The organism is Embleya sp. NPDC056575 (assembly GCF_042793325.1).
GTDB lineage: Bacteria > Actinomycetota > Actinomycetes > Streptomycetales > Streptomycetaceae > Embleya.
On record NZ_JBHTVA010000005.1, the window covers coordinates 166,121 to 181,448 of the forward strand.

The following is a 15,328-nucleotide window of genomic DNA, read 5'->3' on the forward strand; positions in this document are numbered from 1 at the left end:
GCGCGTTCGGGCGATGCGGACGGTCACCGATCCACCACGCGCGGCCACTCGTGCAGGTGAACGCTATGTGACCTTGTCGATTCCTGGTAGCGCGTGGGGTATCCCGCCATGGACACTGGAGGCCGATCGTCCCCGGCGCGAGCCACGCGCTGTCGGCGTCACAGGGAGGCATACGTGCCGCATTCGCTGGTCCTCAACGCGTCGTACGAGCCCCTGTGCGTGGTGCCCGTTCGCCGCGCACTCATTCTCGTGCTGAACGACAAGGCAATGTGCCTGGAAGAGACAGGCACCATCCTGCACAGCGCCACCACCGAGATTCCCGTACCCAGTGTCATCAGACTGACCCGTTTCGTCCGAATCCCCTTTCGGGGCCAGGTACCGCTCACCCGCCGCGCGCTGTTCGCCCGCGACGGAGGGCGTTGTGTCTATTGCGGAAGCGCCGCCACCAGCGTCGACCACGTCGTCCCCCGCAGCCGCGGCGGCCGGCACACGTGGGACAACGTGGTCTCGGCGTGTCGTCGCTGCAATCACGTCAAAAGCGACCGCTACATCGCCGAACTGGGCTGGCGAATGCCGCGCCCGCCGGCCCAACCCACCGGCCTGGCGTGGCGGATCCTCGGTACCGGGTTCCGCGATCCACGCTGGGAGCCCTACCTGGCGCCGTACGGTGCGCAGGAAGCGGGCTTCGACCATTTCGACCAGGTCGCGAGCGCCTAGACGGCGGCGGATTTCCTCAGGGGAGCCCGTCGCCGTTTGCGTTGGGGCGGGGCGCCGCGTTTCGCGGGGTCGCTGCGCCGCGACGGGTTCCCCGCCGCGTTTCGACGTGTCCGCGCGCCGCGGTCGGGTCCCGACACACCCGTTCGCGTCCGCGGCGAACACGCCGACAGCCGGGCCGTTCGGGTGCGATGCTCGCGGGCATGGAGGAACCACGCGTATCGCAGTTGTCTCCCGAATTGGTCCGGCTCGCCTCCGCGTTCGGGGTGGCCACGGAGTACGAGGGGTGGCGCGGCGAGGCCGTGCACGCCGCTCCCGCGACGGTGATAGCGGTGCTCGGCGCACTGGGGGTGGACGCGTCGACGCCCGAGGCGGCTCGGGCCGCGCTGGCGGCGCAGGACGAGGCGCGCCGGACCCGGCTGCTGCCTCCGGTGCTCGTGCTGCGCGCGGGCCGCGCGGCCGGCTTCACGGTCAACGTGCCGGCGGGACATCGGGTCGAGTTGTGGATCGAACTGGAGGACGGCGGGGTCCGGCGCGATGTCGGCCCCGGCCCGGGGCCAGGCCCGCTGGGGGACCCGATCGGGGCCCACCGCGTCCCCGCCGACCTGCCGCTGGGCTGGCACACCCTGCACGCGCGCTGCTCGCCCGAGCCGGAGGAGTCGTTGGGCTCGGGCGGTGTGCCGAGCGCGAACGGCGATGGGGTGTACGCGTCGTGCGCGATCGCGATCACCCCGACCGTGCTGCCGGTGCCGGCGGAGCGGGCGTGGGGCTACATGGTCCAGCTCTACTCGCTGCCCTCGCGCCGCTCGTGGGGCATCGGCGACCTCGCCGACCTGGCCGATCTGGCCACGTGGTCGGCGCGTGCGCAGGGGGCCGGGTTCGTACTGGTCAATCCGCTGCACGCGGCCTCGCCGGTGCCGCCGGTGGAGCCCTCGCCGTATCTGCCGGTGAGCCGTCGTTTTCCGGATCCGATGTACGTGCGGGTCGAGGCGGTGCCCGAGTTCGCCTATCTGAGCCCCGTCGAGCGGGCGGTCGCCGAGGAGTTGCGGGCCTCGGCGGGGGACGGGTCGGACGGCGCGGATCGGCTGGACCGGGACGCGGTCCGCACGGCCAAGCGGGCCGCGCTCGCGCTGGTGCACAAGGTGCCGCGGAGTCTGGGGCGCGACGCCGACTACCGGGCGTTCATCGCGCGTGAGGGCCAGTGGTTGACCGACTTCGCCACCTGGTGTGCGCTGGTCGAGGAGTACGGCCCGACCTGGCGCGAGTGGCCCGGGGAACTGCACGACCCGGACTCGGCCGAGGTCGCCGCGGCGCGCGAACGGCTGGCCGGCACGGTCGACTTCCACCGCTGGACCCAGTGGGTGCTGGCCGATCAGCTGCGCGCCGCGCAGGAGGCCGCGACCCGGGCGGGCATGCCGGTGGGCGTCGTGCACGACCTCGCGGTGGGCGTGCACCCCGACGGGGCGGACGCGTGGGTGCTCGGCGCGGCCCGGGGTGGTGGGGTGCTGGCGCTCGGGGCGACGGGCGGGGCGCCGCCGGACGCGATGAACCAGATCGGGCAGGACTGGAACCAGCCGCCGTGGCATCCGCAGCGGTTGGCCGAGGCGGGCTACGCGCCGTACCGGGAGCTGCTGCGCGCGGTCTTTCGGCACGCGGGCGCGGTGCGGGTGGACCACGTGCTCGGGCTGTTCCGGTTCTGGTGGGTGCCGAAGGGCAACAGCCCCGCCGAAGGCGCCTATGTGCGCTACGACCACGAGGCGATGGTCGGCATCCTGGCCCTGGAGGCGCATCGGGCGGGCGCGGTGGTGATCGGCGAGGACCTGGGCACGGTGGAGCCGTGGGTGCGCACGTACCTTGCCGAGCGCGGGATCCTGGGCACCTCGGTGTTGTGGTTCGAGCGCGACGACAAGGGCCGGCCGCTGTCGCCCGAGCAGTGGCGGGCGAGTTCGCTGGCGACGGTGACCACGCACGATCTGCCGCCCACCGCGGCCCGGCTCGCGGGGGAGCACATCGACCTGTGGGAGCGGCTGCACCTGCTGGTGCGGGACGCGGAGGTGGAGCGGGCCGAGGACCTGGCCGACCGTGAGCAGTGGCTCGAACTGTTGCGCCGGCGCGGGTACCTGCGGCCGGGTGCGGGCGAGCGGGAGACGGTCGAGGCGCTGCATCGGCTGCTCGCGGCCACGCCGTGCCGGCTGCTGGGGGTGTGGCTGCCGGACGGGGTGGGCGATCGGCGGCCGCAGAACCTGCCGGGCACCTCGCGGGAGTATCCGAACTGGCTGCTGCCGGTCGCCGACGGCCAGGGGCGGCGGGTCTGCCTGGAGGACCTGCCGGTGGATCCGCGCGCGGTGTCGCTGGCGCGGACGCTGCGGGGGCGCTAGCGGGCGGGCGGGGGGTGGGTCGCCGCGTACGTGCGGAAGCCGCCGAGTGGGCGTGGGCCCGGTCGGCGGCTTCGGCGGAGGGTCAGCGCTTCTTTTTGATGATGTCCGGAAGCATCACGAGGCCCGCGATGACGACGAACGCCAGGATCGGGATGCCGACGAAGACGGCCAGCGTCGTGCCGAGGCCCATGCTTGCGCCCGGCTCGTCGCCGTCGTCGCGGATGTTCGCGAAGGCGGGCGCCGAGATCAGCGACATGAGCGTGACTACGGCCGACACGGCCCCGGCGCGAAGTGCGTTCCTGTTCACCACGGGGGTTACGGTATCGGGTCGGTGCGGTGGGGTGCGCACCGGGTTGACCCTTTCGGGGTGGGCCGACCTCCGGTCCGGTGGCCTCAAGCGCCGGCCGGGCTGCTTGGCCTCAAGCGCCGGCCGGGCTGTTTGGCCTCAGGCGCCGGCCGGGCTGTTTGGCCTCAGGCGCCGGCCCGGCTGTTCGGCCTCGAATGCCGGCCGGGCTGTTTGGCTTCTGGTGCCGGCCGGGCTGTTTGGTGACGGGTGGGTGGTTTTCAGCCTGTCCGGCGTTTGAGGACAGTGGGCCGCAGGCCGGCCTGCCCCGGCTGGTGGGCGTGGGGCGGGCCGGCCTCGGTTTGGTGGGGCGGGGGGCGGGCCGGTCCATGCCGGTGGGCCGCCGGGATGCCCGCCTCCTGTCAGTGGGTGTCTCGGGCTTGGGCTCGCAGGCTTCGGGCTACGCCGTCTCGGCTTTCGAGGACCAGGCGGCGGAGGCCGGCCGGGTGGTCCGCGGAGGCCAGCCAGGCGTCTGTGCGGTTGAGGGTGTCCTCCGTGACCTGGAGGGTCGGGTAGAGGCCGATGACGATTTGTTGGGCGATTTCGTTGGTGCGGGTGGCCCAGACGTTTGCGATCGCGTCGAAGTAGCGTTCCGTGTAAGTGGCGAGCAGGTCTCGTTGGGCGGGCTGGACGAAGCCGCCGATCACCGCCGCCTGGGTGGCGTTGGGGAGGGTGTCGGATTCGACCACCGCCGCCCATGCCGCGTCCTTGGCCTCGGTGGTCGGGCGGGCCGCGCGGGCCGCTTCCGCGTAGCGCTGACCGGCCGCGGTGGAGTCGCGCTCCAGTTCGGCCAGTACGTCGGCCTCGCTCGCCCCGCCGGTCGCCGACAGCCGCAGCAGCAGCGTCCAGCGCAGGTCCGGGTCGATCGCCAGGCCCTCGATCGTCTCGGTACCGTCGAGCAGGCCGCGCAGGATCGCCAGGTGGTCCGGTCGTGCGGCCACCGTCGCCAGGCAGCGGGTCCAGGCCAGCTGGTGGTCGCTGCCCGGCTCGGCCGCCCGCAGGAACCGCTCGGCCGCGACCGCGAGTTCGGCCAGCGAGCGCTCACGGTGCGCCGGGTCGACGTAGAGCTCCAACGCGCTGGTGACCTGGCGCTGGAGCGACTGGACGATGTTGATGTCCCGCTCGCCGCCCGCACCGGCCAGGACCAGCTTGAGGTAGTCGCTCGCCGCCATCTCCGCGTCGCGCGTCATGTCCCACGCCGCGGCCCAGCACAACGCGCGCGGCAGCGGCTCGACGAACTCGCCGATCGCCTCGGTGACGCAGGCCAGCGACCGCTCGTCGAGCCGGATCTTGGTGTAGGTCAGGTCGTCGTCGTTGAGCAGCACCACGTCCGGCCGGGCACGCCCGACCAGTTCCGCGACCTCGGTGCGCGCGCCGGCGATGTCCAGCTCCAGGCGGTGGGTGCGCACCAGGCCCGCGTCGGTGCGGTCGTAGAAGCCGATCGCGATGCGGTGCGAGCGCAGCGTCGGCCACGCCTCCGGGGCCTCCTGGAGCACCGCGAAGGAGGTGATCACGCCGTCCGGGTCGAGTGAGATCTCGGGCCGCAGCGTGTTCACGCCCGCGGTCTCCAGCCACTCGCGCGACCACGCCTTCAGGTCCCGGCCGGAGGTCTCCTCCAGCGCGCCGAGCAGGTCGGCCAGCCGGCTGTTGCCCCACGCGTGCTTCTTGAAGTAGGTCCGCACACCGGCGAAGAAGTTCTCGCTGCCGACGTAGGCGACCAGCTGCTTGAGCACCGAGGCGCCCTTGGCGTAGGTGATGCCGTCGAAGTTGACCTCGACGTCCTCCAGGTCCCGGATGTCGGCGAAGATCGGGTGGGTGGACGGCAGTTGGTCCTGCCGGTAGGCCCACGTCTTCATCTTGTTGCCGAACGTGGCCCACGCGTGCGACCAGCGGGTCACCTCGGCCTGGCAGCGCACCGACGCGTAGGTCGCGAACGACTCGTTCAGCCACAGGTCGTCCCACCACTGCATGGTGACCAGGTCGCCGAACCACATGTGCGCCAGCTCGTGCAGGATGGTCTCGGCCCGCGTCTCGTAGGACGCGTCGGTGACCTTGGAGCGGAAGACGTAGTCCTCCAGGATCGTCACGCAGCCCGCGTTCTCCATCGCGCCCGCGTTGTACTCCGGCACGAAGAGCTGGTCGTACTTCCCGAACGGGTACGGGAAGTCGAACTGGCCCAGGAAGTAGTCGAAGCCCTGCTTGGTGACGTCGAAGATGGCGTCCGCGTCCAGGTGCGGCGCGAGCGAGGAGCGGCAGTACACGCCGAGCGGCACCACGGTGCCGTCGGCGGCGGTGTAGGTGTCGTGCACCGCGTGGTAGTGGCCCGCGACCAGCGCGGTGATGTAGGTGGAGATCTGCGGGGTCGGCTCGAACGCCCACACCGAGGCGCCGTCGTTGCCCGCCGTCGGCTCGGGGGTGGGCGAGCAGGAGACCACCTGCCACTCGCTCGGCGCGGTGATGGTGAACGCGAACGTGGCCTTGAGGTCTGGCTGTTCGAAGTTGGCGAACACCCGGCGGGCGTCGGCCACCTCGAACTGGGTGTAGAGGTAGGTCTTGCCGTCGACCGGGTCGACGAAGCGGTGCAGGCCCTCGCCGGTGTTCATGTAGGCGCAGGACGCCACCACGCGCAGCTCGTTGCTTTCGGCCAGGTCGGCGAGCGCGATCCGGCTGTCCGCGAACACCGCGTCGACGTCGAGCGCCCTGCCGTTGAGGGTGATCTCGTGCACCTCGGGGGCGATCAGATCGACGAAGGTCGCCGCGCCGGGCTCGGTACACCCGAACCGCACCACGGTCGTGGACGGGAACGTCGCCCCCGTGTCGGTCAGGTCGAGGGTGATGTCGTACGAGTCGACGGTGAGGATCCGGGCCCGCTCGCGGGCCTCGTCACGCGTCAGGTTGGTACCGGGCACGCTGCGCTCCTTGTGGGATGGGCGCCGCCGGGATGGGCGGCCGACGGATCGGGCCCCGCCGCGGTCGGCGGCGGGGCCCGGGAGGGACTTCAGTCGCGCCGGTCGCGCCCGCGCGCTCGGAGGGCGCGGGCCACGTCGTCGCGGCATTCCAGGACCAGGCGGCGCAGAGCCGGTACCGGTTCGGCGGCGGCCAGCCAGTCGTCGGTGCGGCGCAACGTGTCGGGGTCGATTCGACCCGACGGGTACAGGCCGACCACGATGCGTCGCGCGATCTCGATCGAGCGGTCCCGCCAGACCGGCGCCAGGGCGGCGAAGTAGCGGTCGACGTACGGCTCGGTCAGCTCCTCCTGGCCGGCGGTGGCGAAGCCGGCGATCACCGCGCCGAGGGTGGCGTTGGGCAACTCGTCGGTCTCCACCGCCAGGTGCCACGCCTCGGCCTTGGCCTCGGCGGTGGGCCGTGCCGCGCGGCACTCGATCGCGTGCCGCCGGCCCGCGGCGGTGCCGTCGCGCTCGAGTTCGGCGGCGATCTCGGGCTCGTCGGCGGCGCCGCCCGCGCACAGCGCGCGCAACATCGCCCAGCGCAGCTCGGTGTCCATGGCCAGCCCGGGGATCTCCTGTGCGCCGGACAACAGCTCGCGCAGGAAGGCGAGTTCGTCGGGCGTCGCGGAGGCCGCGGCCAGGCAGCGGGCCCAGGCCAGCTGGTGGTCGCCGCCGGCCGGCGCGGCCCGCAGCTCGTCGGCGGCGCCGCTCGCGAGCCGGTGCAGCGCCTCGGCCCGAAGCGCCGGGTCGGTGTAGTGGTCCAGGCCGGTCTTGACCTGGGTGTGCAGCTTCTGCACCACGCCCACGTCGCTCTCCCGACCCGCGTGCCGCAGCACCAGGTCCAGGTAGTCGCGGGCGGACAGCTCGCCGTCGCGGGTCATGTCCCAGGCCGCGCCCCAGCACAGGGCCCGGGCCAGCGAGGACTCGATCGCGCCGAGCGAGTCGAGCAGGGCCCGCCACGACTCGGCGTCGAAGCGCACCTTCGCGTAGGTGAGGTCGTCGTCGTTGAGCAGGATCAGCGGGGTTCGGACGCGGCCGACCAGTGCCGGTACCTCGGTGCGCTCGCCGACCACGTCCACCTCGACCCGGGCGACGCGCTCGGCGCCGTCGTACAGGCCGATCGCGATCCGGTGCGGGCGCAGCGTCGGGAAGCCCGGCGCGGCCTCCTGGAGCACGGCGAAGGAGGTGATCACCCCGGCGGCGTCGGTCTCGATCGCCGGCCGCAGCGTATTGACGCCGGAGGTCTCCAGCCAGTCCGCCGACCACGACTTCAGGTCCCGGCCGGAGGTCTCCTCCAGGGCGGTGAGGAAGTCGGCGAGGGTGGTGTTGCCCCAGGCGTGGGTGCGGAAGTAGGACCGGGCGCCCGCGAAGAACTCGTCCTCGCCGACGTAGGCGACCAGCTGCTTGAGCACCGAGGCGCCCTTGGCGTAGGTGATCCCGTCGAAGTTGAGCTTGGCGTCCTCCAGGTCGTTGATCACCGCCACGATCGGGTGGGTGGTGGGCAACTGGTCCTGGCGATACGCCCAGTCCTTGCGGCGGGCGGCGAAGCTGGTCCAGGCGTCGGTCCAGCGGGTTGCCGCGCCCTGCGAGTAGGAGCCCATGAAGTCCGCGAAGGACTCCTTCAGCCACAGGTCGTCCCACCAGCGCGGGGTGACCAGGTCGCCGAACCACATGTGCGCCATCTCGTGCAGGAGCACGTTGGCGCGGCCCTCGTACGCGGAGTCGGTGACCTTGGAGCGGAAGACGTATTCCTCGGTGAAGGTGACCGCGCCCGGGTTCTCCATCGCGCCGAGGTTGTACTCGGGCACGAAGAGCTGGTCGTACTTCCCGAACGGGTAGGGGAAGTCGAACCGGTCGTGGAACAGGTCCAGGCCCTGCTTGGTGACCGCGAAGATCTCCTCGTGGTCGAACGACTCGGCCAGCGACGCGCGGCAGAAGCCGCCGAGCGGGACGACCAGGCCCGCGTCGCTCGTGTAGGTGTCGAAGACCGCGTGGTAGGGACCGGCGACTATCGCGGTCAGGTAGGTGGAGATCCGCGGCGTCGGGGCGAAGTCCCAGCGGGCCACCCCCTCGCGGACCGGCTCCGGCTCCGGGGTGGTCGAGTTCGACACCACCCGCCAGTCGGCCGGCGCGGTGATCGAGAACCGGAACGAGGCCTTGAGGTCGGGCTGCTCGAAGTTGGCGAACACCCGGCGCGAGTCGGCCGGTTCGTACTGGGTGTAGAGGTAGACCCGATCGTCGACGGGGTCGACGAAGCGGTGCAGACCCTCGCCGGTGCGGCTGTAGGCGCAGGAGGCGAGTACGCGCAGTTCGTTGGCGCCTTCGACGAGGTCGGTCAGCCGCACGCGGGTGCCGTCGAAGACCTCGGCGGGATCGAGTACCCGGCCGTTGAGCACGACCTCGTGTACTTCCGGGGCGAGCAGATCCACGAACGTGGCCGCACCCGCCTCTCGGCATCCGAAACGGAGCACCGTCTCGGAGTGGAACGTCTCCGTGCTGTCGGTGCTGACGTCGAGCCTGACGTCGTAGTCCTCGACGCTCAGGATCCGGGCCCGCTCGCGGGCCTCCTCGCGGGTCAGGTTCCTGCCGGGCACTGGATCACTCCCTGGTTGGCTGCGGTCCCGGCGATCCTTTCACGGCGCGGGGGCGCCTGTCGGCCCGGTTGTCCGGGAATGGCGGACCGCGGTCGCCGGTTGCACAGTCGACGCCGGCCGTGCGGACGCCGGTGTGCCCGAACCGCGCTTCGGCGTCGGCCGGGCGTACCGCGTCGCGAACCAGGCGGCACAGGCGGTGTCAGGCAGGACTTTGCTCGACCACAGACTTTGCTCGACCGAAGATCAGGACCGAGAGGAACACCGCAGTGACCACCAAGGACAACGGCTCCGCCCGCGACGTCGCGCACTTCTGGTTCGACCCGCTGTGTCCGTGGGCGTGGATGACCTCGCGCTGGATGCTCGAGGTGGAGAAGATCCGCCCCGTGGACGTGCAGTGGCACGTGATGAGCCTGTCGGTGCTCAACAGCGGTCGGGACGACATACCCGAGGCGTACAAGGAGATGCTGGAGCGCGGCTGGGGCCCGGTGCGGGTGTGCATCGCCGCCGAGCAGCGGTTCGGCAACGAGGTGCTGCTGCCGCTGTACACGGCGCTGGGCACCCGTCGGCACCCGGGCGGCGAGGAGTTCTCGCGCGAGATGATCGAGGCGGCGCTGACCGAGGCCGGGCTGCCCACCGACCTCGCCGACGCGGCCGACTCGACCGAGTACGACGAGGCGCTGATCAAGTCGCACCACGACGGCATGGACCGGGTGGGCATGGACGTCGGTACCCCGGTGATCAGCGTCAACGGCGTGTCCTTCTTCGGCCCGGTGGTGACCCCGGCGCCCAAGGGCGAGGACGCGGGCCGGCTGTGGGACGGTGTGGTGCTGGTCGCGGGCACCCCCGGCTTCTTCGAGATCAAGCGCACCCGGGACCAGGGGCCGATCTTCGACTGACGGTCCTGCCGGGCCGGGATCGGCGGTTCGCACCGGCCGCCGGCGGTTTCGACTGACCGGATGAAACCTGTCGATTCCGGCTCGCCTTCGACTACAAAGTAAAACAAAGCTAATTAATCTGGATAAATGACGGCTCCGGAACGCCAGAGCAGTGTGATCCACACCTCCCGAACGGGGCGGCCGGATCCGCGCACACCCAACGGCAACGCCCCCTACGCGTCGCGCATGCCCCGGTGGCGCGACCGCGCGCTGGCCGTGGGGCTGCGCGCGCTGGTCCCGTTGTGGCGATTGGTGGGGCTGCGGACCGGCGCCGCCTCGCTGCGGCACTACCTGGTCGGCCGCGGCGCGCCGTTCGTGATCGACCCGGCCCAGCCGCTGCGGGCCAAGCCGTTCCGCCGCGCGGCGCTCACCCACTTCGAGGAGTGGTGGGCGCTCGCGGCGATCCGGTGGCACGACAGCGAGGGCACGGAGAGCGTCTTCGAGACCACCACGCACTGGCACGGGGTGCTCATCCGCCGCTCGGACGACACCGACTGGTGGCTGGCGATGCGCGGTCTGCAGTACCGGATCACCGGCCGGATCGAGGTGTTGCCCGGGACGACCGCGCTCCCCGGCTCGCCGGTGTTGCCCGACGTGCGGCTGGTGTACCGGGTCGAGGTGTACAAGGACTGGGGTTTCGACAAGGACAAGGACGAGTACGGGATGTCGTTCACCCCGCTCGCCCACCTGCACGAGGTGGGCCTGGCCCGGGAGTTCCCGGTCACCGGACACAGCGGCGAACTGGTGTGGACCTCGAACGGTCCGACGGGCTGACCGGCGCGGCCGGCGGCGCGGGCCCGCTCGGGCCGGTCGCGGGGCACTCGGTTCGGCGCTGGGGATCGTATCCGTGTCGCCGTACGCTCGGGGGAGGTCACCAGCGGCGAACGGCGAGGAGTCCGGCGGCATGAGCAAGGCTTACGACACGATCTACATCGACGGCGCGTGGACGGCGCCCTCGTCCACCGAGACCATCGACGTCGTCGACCCCAACACCGAACAGGTCGTGGCGACGGTGCCGCAGTGCACACCCGCCGACGTGGACCTGGCCGTGGCCGCGGCCAGGCGGGCCTTCCCCGGCTGGGCCGCGACCGCCCCGGCCGAGCGGGCCGCGCTGCTGACCAAGGCCCGGGACCTGCTCGCGGAGCGCACGGACGCGATGGCCGAGGTGATCACCGCGGACATGGGCGCGCCGGCGTGGCTGGCCTCGCGGGTGCAGGTCGGCCTGCCGCTGACGGTGCTCGCGAGCTACATCGCGCTCGCCGAGGAGTTCCCCTGGGAGGAGCACGCCGGGACCTCGCTGGTGGTGCGCGAACCGGTCGGCGTGGTCGGCGCGATCACCCCGTGGAACTACCCGCTGCACCAGATCACCAACAAACTCGCCCCGGCGCTGATCGCGGGCTGCACCGTGGTGGTCAAGGCCAGCGAGGTGGCGCCGCAGGCCGCGCACCTGTTCTTCGAGATCCTGCACGACGCGGGTTTCCCGCCGGGTGTGGTGAACCTGGTCTCCGGCACCGGTCCGGTGGTGGGCGAGGCGATCGCGTCCCACCCGGACGTGGACATGGTCTCGTTCACCGGCTCGACCCGGGCCGGCACCCGGGTGTCGGAGCTGGCGTCGGCGACGGTCAAGCGGGTCGCGCTCGAACTCGGCGGCAAGTCCGCCAATGTGATCCTGCCGGGCGCCGACCTGGACAAGGCGGTCCGGGCGGGCGTCGACGGCGCGTACCGCAACAGCGGTCAGACGTGCAGCGCGCTGACCCGGATGCTGGTGCACCGCGACGACCTGCCGCGCGCGGTCGAGCTGGCCACCGCCGCCGCCGAGGCGTCGGCACAGCGGCTCGGCCCGCTGGTCAACGCGACCCAGTTCGAGCGGGTGCGCGGCTACATCGCCAAGGGGCTGGCCGAGGGGGCGACGCTGGCCACGGGCGGCGCGGAGCTGCCCGAGGGGGTCGAGGTCGGCTACCACGTGCGGCCCACCGTGTTCACCGACGTGACCCCCGAGATGACCATCGCGCGCGAGGAGATCTTCGGGCCGGTGTTGTCGATCATGGCCTACGACACCGAGGAGGAGGCCGAGCGGATCGCCAACGACACCCCGTACGGCCTGTCCGGCGCGGTGTGGGCGCCGACCCGGGAGGCGGCGGTGGCGTTCGCGCGCCGGCTGCGTACCGGGCAGGTGGAGATCAACGGCGGCGCGTTCAACCCGATCGCGCCGTTCGGCGGATACAAGCAGTCGGGCAACGGGCGCGAACTGGGGCGCCACGGCCTGGAGGAGTACCTGGAGGTCAAGGCGCTGCAGTTCTGAGGCGCCTTCGCTCCGAGGCGTTGCGGTAGCGGTGGGTTGTTCGGTGGTGTTCGACAAAGTGCGGATCCGTACGTTGTCGGGCACCACTGTGACCACTCGATGTCCGATTGGTTAAGTTCACAGAGTCCCGCAACACAAGAGTGTGGAGTCCGCTGTGAGCACTGCCCTTCTCGATGCGCGCCGCCCCGTTCTGGCCGACCTCGTCCCGGCCCGCGTCTTTCGCGGCGCGGCCGTTCGTGACGCCGCGCTGATCGTCGGCGCGTCCGCGTTCGTCGGCCTCGCCGCCCAGATCTCGGTCCCGGTGCCCGGCTCGCCGGTGCCGGTGACCGGCCAGACCTTCGCCGTCCTGCTCGCCGGCAGCGCGCTCGGCGCCTGGCGCGGGCTCGCCGCGATGGTGCTCTACCTGGGCCTGGGCGCGGCCGGGATGCCCTGGTTCGCGGAGGGTACCTCCGGGACCGGATTCCCGACCCTGGGCTACGTGTTCGGCATGGTGCTCGCGGCGGCCGCGGCCGGCTTCCTGGCCCAGCGCGGCACCGACCGCAGCCCGCTGCGCACCGCGGGCACGATGCTCCTCGGCAACGCGGTGATCTACGCGGCGGGCCTCACCTACCTCGCGCACGACCTGGGCATCTCGATGTCGCAGGCGTACGAGATCGGCATGCGCAACTACCTCTTCGGCGACGCGGTCAAGATCGCGCTGGCGATGGCGCTGCTGCCCAGCGCCTGGAAGCTGGTCGGCCGGCGCGGCTGACGTCTCGGCACGCCCACGGGACGCGAATCCCGATCACCCGTACCCCGTCCCCCCGTTCGTGGGAGGCGGGGTACGGATTTTTCGGCGGAGGTCGTGCGAAGGCGCCTAACCTCGTCTCATGAGAGCCGGGGCAACCAGACGCATCACCGTCAGCGGGACGATCGTGGCCTTCCTCCTCGTGGCCGGCCTGGGCAACCAGTGGGTCTTCAAGGAGGTGTGGACGCAGGGCCGTGACGAGAACAAGTGGTACCTCACGCTGCTGCGCATCATCGGCTATCCGGTGTGGATCGTGGATCGGGACGACCTGGGCGACGAGTTCCACGAGGTGTTCACCACACGCTACGTCACCGCCGGATTCGTCGGCTTCGCGCTGTTGCTTCTGGTGGTCGCCGCCCTGCTCGCGCTCGGCGCGCGTGGTCTGGGCGAACGGTCCGGCGGGTTCACCGCGTTCGTCGTCGGCTGGTTCTCGCTGGTGATCGGCGGTGCGGTGTACGGGCTGACCGTGGTGGCCATCGCCTACGACGACGACCCGCTCATCCGCAGGGGACCCGGTTTCGACCGGACCATGGCCCACGCACAGTCCGGGGCCTACTTCGGCGTCCTCGTCGGCTGGCTGGTCGGCCTGGCGGCGGTGGCCGCCTACCGGTCGGCGGCGACGTACGGGCCGCCCGCCTCGCCCCTGTCGCCGGGCGGATACGGCCCACCCTTCGGCTACGGCGCCCCGCCCGCCCCCGGCGCCCCCGGCTACGGCGCCCCGCCCGCCTCCGCCGCCCCCGGCTACGGCGCGCCGACCACCATCCGCCCGGCCGGGCCGCCGCCCACCGCGCCGCCGCGGCCGACCGGTGCGCCGGACACGCCACCCGGTGGATACCGGCCCTGAGGGGACGTTCGGGACCGGGCCTGAGAGACTGCGCCCCATGCGCGTTTACCTCGGCTCCGACCATGCCGGCTACGACCTCAAGCAGCACCTCATCGCGTGGCTCGACGCCAACGGCCACGAGGCCGTCGACTGCGGCCCGGCCGTCCAGGCCGACTCCTACGACTACCCCGTGTACTGTCTGCGCGCCGGCGAGCGCGTCGCGGCCGACCCGGGCAGCCTGGGCGTGGTCCTCGGCGGCTCCGGCAACGGCGAGGCGATCGCGGCGAACAAGGTCAAGGGGGTGCGCTGCGCCCTGGTGTGGAGCGAGGAGACCGCGTCGCTGGCCCGCGAGCACAACAACGCGAACGTGATCTCGATGGGCGCGCGCATGCACACCCTCGACGACGCGACCAAGTTCCTCGAGGTCTTCGTGAACACCCCGTACAGCGAGGCCGAGCGGCACACCCGGCGGATCTCCATGCTGACCAAGTACGAGAACACCGGCGAGCTGCCGGCCCTGCCGTAGCCCGCGCCCCGTACCCCGCACCTCCCGCCGCCCCCGATCGGTCCGTCCGGTCGGGGGCGGCCGCGTGTCGGTGCGGGTCGGTAGCGTGGAGGGCGACACACCGCCCGTGTCCCCCCATCCGTCGCAGCGCTGGAGGCCGCGTGCCCGAGGGCCACACCATTCACCGTCTCGCCGCCGAGCACCGGGAGCGCTTCGCCGACGCGCCGCTGCGGCTGAGCAGTCCGCAGGGGCGCTTCGCGGAGAGCGCCGCGCTGCTCGACGGGGAGCGTCTGGTGGATACCGACGCACACGGGAAACACCTGTTCCTGGAGTTCCCCGGCGAGCGCTTCGTGCATGTGCACCTGGGCCTTTACGGACAGTTCTCCTTCGGCGAGGGCGAGAAGCTGCCGGAGCCGGTCGGCCAGGTCCGGCTGCGGATGGCCGCGAAGGTGCCCGCCGGGGCGAGCTGGGCCGATCTGCGCGGACCGACCGCGTGCCGGCTCCTGGAGCGGGCCGAGAAGGACGCGGTGCACGCCCGGCTCGGTCCCGATCCGCTGCGCGACGACGCCGACCCGGCCGCGGCCTGGCGGCGGATCGAGCGCAGCGCGAAGCCGATCGGCGCGCTGCTGATGGAGCAGGACGTGCTCGCGGGTGTGGGCAACGTCTACCGCGCCGAGGTGCTGTTCCGCTTCGGGGTGGACCCCAAGCTGCCGGGCAAACGGCTGGCGCGGGCCACCTGGGACGCGATGTGGGCCGACCTGGTGCTGCTGATGCACGAGGGCGTGCGGCTGGGCCGGATCGACACGGTGCGGCCCGAGCACACCCCCGAGGCGATGGGTCGCGAGCCGCGCAAGGACGACCACGGCGGCGAGGTGTACGTCTACCGGCGCACCGACGCGCCCTGCCTGATCTGTGAAACCCCGGTGCGGACCGCCGAGTTGGTCGGGCGGAATCTGTTCTGGTGTCCCACCTGCCAGCCGTCGGCGTAACCTCCGGTTG

The 15,328-nt window shown here is 72.0% G+C and carries 12 protein-coding genes; 9 read left to right on the forward strand and 3 right to left on the reverse strand.

Annotation, left to right across the window (positions count from 1 at the left end; genetic code table 11):
* The first annotated feature begins 174 nt into the window (after positions 1-174).
* Both ACFRCG_RS05525 and malQ read left to right on the forward strand, forming a co-directional pair.
* On the forward strand, positions 175-717 hold the full coding sequence (locus ACFRCG_RS05525) for an HNH endonuclease (RefSeq protein WP_380002897.1): 543 nt from the start codon (positions 175-177) through the stop codon (positions 715-717).
* A gap of 200 nt (positions 718-917) precedes the next feature.
* A complete protein-coding gene (gene malQ, locus ACFRCG_RS05530; RefSeq protein ID WP_380029054.1) occupies positions 918-3,092 on the forward strand; it encodes a 4-alpha-glucanotransferase in 2,175 nt (724 codons plus the stop codon).
* An 82-nt stretch (positions 3,093-3,174) separates the two neighbouring features.
* Here the strand turns inward: malQ and ACFRCG_RS05535 are convergent, their stop codons facing one another.
* The 3 genes from ACFRCG_RS05535 to pepN (ACFRCG_RS05545) all read right to left on the reverse strand — a co-directional run bounded on the left by ACFRCG_RS05535 (position 3,175) and on the right by pepN (ACFRCG_RS05545) (position 8,977).
* On the reverse strand, positions 3,175-3,402 hold the full coding sequence (locus tag ACFRCG_RS05535) for a hypothetical protein (RefSeq protein ID WP_126642614.1): 228 nt from the start codon (positions 3,400-3,402) through the stop codon (positions 3,175-3,177).
* A gap of 395 nt (positions 3,403-3,797) precedes the next feature.
* Positions 3,798-6,344 (reverse strand): aminopeptidase N, encoded by a 2,547-nt coding sequence (gene pepN / locus ACFRCG_RS05540; RefSeq protein WP_380029057.1) that lies wholly within the window; start codon positions 6,342-6,344, stop codon positions 3,798-3,800.
* Positions 6,345-6,433: 89 nt separating this feature from the next.
* Entirely contained in the window at positions 6,434-8,977 is a 2,544-nt protein-coding gene (pepN, locus tag ACFRCG_RS05545; protein WP_380029059.1) for an aminopeptidase N, read from the reverse strand.
* Positions 8,978-9,243: 266 nt separating this feature from the next.
* On the opposite strand from pepN (ACFRCG_RS05545), the gene ACFRCG_RS05550 reads away from it, so the two are divergent.
* From ACFRCG_RS05550 to ACFRCG_RS05580, 7 genes are all read left to right on the forward strand, one after another.
* Positions 9,244-9,873 (forward strand): disulfide bond formation protein DsbA, encoded by a 630-nt coding sequence (locus ACFRCG_RS05550; protein WP_380029062.1) that lies wholly within the window; start codon positions 9,244-9,246, stop codon positions 9,871-9,873.
* A gap of 126 nt (positions 9,874-9,999) precedes the next feature.
* A complete protein-coding gene (locus ACFRCG_RS05555) occupies positions 10,000-10,686 on the forward strand; it encodes a hypothetical protein (protein WP_380029064.1) in 687 nt (228 codons plus the stop codon).
* Positions 10,687-10,816: 130 nt separating this feature from the next.
* Complete coding sequence (locus ACFRCG_RS05560) at positions 10,817-12,214, forward strand: aldehyde dehydrogenase family protein (protein ID WP_380029067.1); 1,398 nt, start codon at positions 10,817-10,819, stop codon at positions 12,212-12,214.
* Positions 12,215-12,368: 154 nt separating this feature from the next.
* On the forward strand, positions 12,369-12,965 hold the full coding sequence (locus tag ACFRCG_RS05565; RefSeq protein WP_380029069.1) for a biotin transporter BioY: 597 nt from the start codon (positions 12,369-12,371) through the stop codon (positions 12,963-12,965).
* A gap of 118 nt (positions 12,966-13,083) precedes the next feature.
* On the forward strand, positions 13,084-13,845 hold the full coding sequence (locus ACFRCG_RS05570) for a hypothetical protein (RefSeq protein WP_380029071.1): 762 nt from the start codon (positions 13,084-13,086) through the stop codon (positions 13,843-13,845).
* 37 nt (positions 13,846-13,882) lie between these two features.
* Entirely contained in the window at positions 13,883-14,350 is a 468-nt protein-coding gene (locus ACFRCG_RS05575) for a ribose-5-phosphate isomerase (protein ID WP_126642621.1), read from the forward strand.
* Positions 14,351-14,490: 140 nt separating this feature from the next.
* Complete coding sequence (locus tag ACFRCG_RS05580; RefSeq protein ID WP_380029073.1) at positions 14,491-15,318, forward strand: Fpg/Nei family DNA glycosylase; 828 nt, start codon at positions 14,491-14,493, stop codon at positions 15,316-15,318.
* Positions 15,319-15,328: the final 10 nt, after the last annotated feature.